The organism is Rahnella sp. P4_A8 (assembly GCF_056402435.1).
Window position 1 is genome coordinate 1 of the sequence record NZ_JBFUHK010000130.1, and the last position, 4,367, is coordinate 4,367.

The 4,367-nt window shown below is 52.0% G+C and carries 2 protein-coding genes and 1 pseudogene; 2 read left to right on the forward strand and 1 reads right to left on the reverse strand.

Annotation, left to right across the window (positions count from 1 at the left end; translation table 11 throughout):
- Together nifJ and AC1DUO_RS23525 are read left to right on the forward strand one after the other, a co-directional pair.
- A partial coding sequence (nifJ, locus tag AC1DUO_RS23520) for a pyruvate:ferredoxin (flavodoxin) oxidoreductase (RefSeq protein WP_477989012.1) occupies window positions 1–3,398 on the forward strand: 3,398 nt, incomplete at its 5' end.
- Window positions 3,399–3,463: 65 nt separating this feature from the next.
- Window positions 3,464–3,997, forward strand: a complete 534-nt coding sequence (locus AC1DUO_RS23525; RefSeq protein WP_014683039.1) for a flavodoxin — start codon at window positions 3,464–3,466, stop codon at window positions 3,995–3,997.
- Between the two features lie 59 nt (window positions 3,998–4,056).
- Here AC1DUO_RS23525 and AC1DUO_RS23530 read toward each other — a convergent pair.
- Window positions 4,057–4,367: pseudogene (locus tag AC1DUO_RS23530) on the reverse strand (IS4 family transposase); the annotation flags it as partial.

A 4,367-nucleotide genomic window follows, 5' to 3' on the forward strand; every position in this document is an offset into this window, starting at 1 on the left:
GGGCCGCACAGGGTAAAAAAAACCTGTTTGGTCAAACCGTAAAAGTCATGGAGATGCAGTCCGAGTCTGGCGCTGCCGGGGCAATACACGGTGCCTTGCAAGCCGGCGCATTGGCCACCACTTATACCGCTTCGCAGGGGTTGTTGTTAATGACGCCTAACATGTACAAGATTGCCGGTGAACTGCTGCCTGCCGTTTTTCATGTCAGTGCGCGTGCTCTGGCAACCAACTCGTTAAATATCTTTGGGGATCACCAGGATGTCATGGCTGTTCGCCAGACCGGTTGCGCCATGCTGGCGGAAAGCAGCGTCCAGCAGGTGATGGATCTGGCGGCGGTGGCACATCTGACCGCCATCAAAGGACGTATCCCGTTTATCAACTTCTTTGATGGTTTCCGTACCTCTCACGAAATTCAGAAAATCGAAGTTCTCGATTATGAAGAACTGGCCGCGTTGCTGGACTGGGATGCTGTTACGCGTTTTCGCCAGAATGCGTTACATCCGGACCATCCCGTCGTACGCGGTACGGCGCAAAACCCGGATATTTATTTCCAGGAGCGTGAAGCGTCGAATAAATTCTATATGGCTCTGCCGGAAATGGTGGAGTCATACATGACCAAAATCAGTAAGCTCACCGGCCGCGAGTACCACCTGTTCAACTATTACGGTGCGCCGGATGCTGGCCGGATGATTATCGCGATGGGGTCGGTGTGTGAAACCATTCAGGAAACGGTGGATTACCTTAATGCCAGCGGAGAGAAAGTCGGCGTGCTGACCGTGCACCTTTACCGACCTTTTTCCCTGAAGCATTTCTTTAAATACATTCCGAAAAGTGTCAGTAATATTGCCGTTCTCGACCGGACTAAAGAGCCGGGTTCACTGGCGGAACCGCTGTATCTTGACGTGAAAAGTGCGTTTTATAACAGCGACTGGCGCCCGGTGATTGTCGGCGGCCGCTACGCGCTGGGCGGTAAAGATATTCTGCCTTCTCATATTATTTCTATCTTCGATAATCTGCTTTCTGAACGTCCGCGCGATGGCTTTACGGTGGGGATCAACGACGATGTCACCTTTACCTCATTGCCGCTCTCAGGTCGTGATCTTGATACCTCAGCCAGCGAAACGACCGCCTGTAAATTCTGGGGACTGGGTTCAGACGGGACCGTCGGGGCCAATAAAAGTGCCATCAAAATTATCGGCGACAAAACCGATATGTATGCGCAGGCCTATTTTGCTTATGACTCTAAAAAGTCCGGCGGCGTCACGATGTCGCATCTGCGCTTTGGTCATAGCCCGATCAAATCCCCGTATTTAATCGATAAAGCTGATTTTATTTCATGCTCACAACAATCCTTCGTTAACAAATATCACCTGCTGGCAGGGCTGAAACCGGGTGGAACCTTCCTGCTCAACTGTAGCTGGGATGTTGCGGAGCTGGACGAAAAACTGCCCGTTGCCATGAAGCGCTATATCGCGGCATACGATATTCAGTTTTATATCGTCAATGCGGTCGGAATAGCCCAAAAACTGGGGCTGGGCGGGCGCTTTAATATGATCATGCAATCGGCTTTCTTCAAACTGGCAGACATCATTCCCCCGGCCCGCGCAGTGGAATACCTGAAACAAAGTATTGAGCATGTGTACGGTAATAAAGGTCAGAAAGTTGTCGATATGAACAATCTTGCGGTGGACAGCGGCATTGAATCGGTGGTGAAAATCAGCGTGCCGCAGGCGTGGAAGCACCTTGAGGACAACGTGGTGCCACACAAGATGCTGCCTGCATTTATTAAAGATAYTCTGATCCCGATGAACCGTCAGGAAGGGGATTCGTTGCCGGTCAGCATTTTTGATGGCATCGAGGACGGCACCTTCCCGTCCGGCACGTCGGCATATGAAAAACGCGGGGTGGCGATTAACGTGCCTGTGTGGCAGACGGACAAATGTACTCAATGTAACCAATGTGCCTTTATCTGCCCGCATGCGGCTATCCGCCCTGTCCTGATTTCTGAAGAAGAGAGGCAAAATGCACCGGCAGGGTTCAGCGCCAAACTGGCCAGCGGAACAGAAGATGCCTGGTACCGCCTCGCCGTTTCTCCGCTCGATTGCTCCGGTTGCGGTAACTGTGCGGATGTCTGCCCGGTCAAAGGCAAGGCGCTGTCGATGCAACCGCTGGAATCGCAGGAACACGAAATTGATCTGTGGGAATATGCGCTCAGCCTGACACCCAAAGCCAATCCGCAAAATAAATTCACCGTGAAAGGCAGCCAGTTTGAACAGCCTCTGCTGGAGTTCTCCGGCGCCTGCGGGGGTTGCGGTGAAACGCCTTACGCCAAACTGGTGACTCAGTTATTTGGCGACAGAATGATGATTGCCAATGCGACCGGATGTTCATCGATCTGGGGCGCGAGCGCACCTTCTATTCCTTATACCACTAACCACAAAGGGCAAGGGCCGACCTGGGCCAACTCACTTTTTGAAGATAACGCCGAGTTTGGCCTTGGCATGCTGCTGGGTGTGGATGCGATTCGCGATACCCTCGCCACACAGGTTAAAGCGGCGCTCGACAATGCGCCGGATGCGCCACTGGATGCAGAACTGTCAGCCTGTCTGAGTGACTGGCTGGCAAATAAAGATCAGGGCGAAGGCACCCGTGAGCGGGCTGAAAAAGTAGTGGCACTTCTGGCTTCGCAGACGCCAGGGAAAAATCCGCACACCGACAGTATCTATGCCCACCGCGATTATCTGGCGAAGCGTTCTCACTGGATATTTGGCGGTGACGGCTGGGCCTACGATATCGGCTTCGGAGGGTTGGATCATGTGCTGGCATCGGGTAAGGATGTCAATGTTCTGGTATTTGATACCGAGGTCTATTCCAACACGGGCGGTCAGTCGTCTAAATCGACGCCAGCGGCAGCCATTGCGCAATTCGCTGCCAGCGGCAAGAAAACCCGAAAGAAAGATCTGGGCATGATGGCGATGAGTTACGGCTACGTGTATGTCGCACAAATCGCAATGGGGGCCGACAAAAATCAGACATTGCGGGCAATTGCCGAAGCCGAGGCGTATCCGGGACCTTCCCTCATTATCGCTTACGCGGCCTGCATCAACCACGGTTTGCGTATCGGTATGGGATGCAGTCAGCGTGAAGCCAGGCGCGCTGTCGAGGCAGGATATTGGGCTAATTACCGTTATCACCCGCAACTGAAAGAGGCCGGTAAAAACCCGTTCATTCTCGATTCTGAGGAACCTGAAGAGGATTTCCAGGCGTTTCTGGCAGGCGAAGTGCGCTACTCGTCATTGAAAAAGCTGTATCCGGAATTTGCCGAGTCTCTGTTTAAAAAGACCGAAGACGATGCACGCGAAAGACTTGAAGGCTATAAAAAACTCGCGTCATCCTGAGAGAAAACGGCGAGTCGTCATGGCACTAATCTTTTAATAAACATGTGATATATCAGGAGATGATTATGGCTACCATCGGTATTTTTTTTGGGTCTGATACCGGACAAACAAGAAAAGTTGCGAAGCTTATCCACCAGAAACTAGACGGGATTGCCGACGCGCCCCTGGATGTCCGGCGCGCAACCCGCGAACAGTTTTTATCCTACCCGGTCTTGCTGTTAGGTACGCCAACACTGGGCGATGGGGAGCTACCTGGTGTGGATGCAGGCAGTCAGTACGACTCCTGGCAGGAGTTCACCAACACGCTGTCTGAAGCTGATCTGAGCGGTAAGACGGTGGCATTGTTTGGGCTGGGCGATCAGCTTAACTATTCCAAAAATTTTGTTAGCGCAATGCGGATCCTCTATGACCTCGTCATTGAGCGTGGCGCCTGTGTTGTCGGTAACTGGCCGCGTGAAGGCTATAAATTCTCGTTTTCCGCTGCACTGCTGGAAAACAATGAGTTTGTCGGCCTGCCACTGGATCAGGAAAATCAATACGACCTGACAGAAGAGCGTATTGACACTTGGCTGGATAAGCTTAAACAAGCAGTGCTTTGACCCTCCGGTGATGGCACCTCTGCAAAAAATATAAAACCAGCCGTCTGGCTTAATGCCGGTCAYTTAAGGTGACCGGCATTGTTTTTTAAGGGATATTTCGACCTTTTTTCTCTCACTTCCCTGGCATATTCACGCTCACGTCTCGAGGGCAGYTTTAGCATCGCTGCGTTGCTGTAAAAATGCTTCAGATGACCCGGGATGGCTCCCGCTGATGCCCACGGCAGCCCGATTAACAACCGTAATATCTCCGACACTGCACCGCTAAAACTCAGCTGATAAGGCAGATAATCTCCCTTCAGGCTGAACGCCATCTTGATCATCTGGTAACGAATAAGGTTATAACTCAGCAGGATACCCCACAGTTCCTGCC

Excerpts from the sequence above, each read along its gene's own strand:
- AC1DUO_RS23525 (WP_014683039.1), top strand. The coding sequence starts at position 3,464 with ATGGCTACCATCGGTATTTTTTTTGGGTCTGATACCGGACAAACAAGA.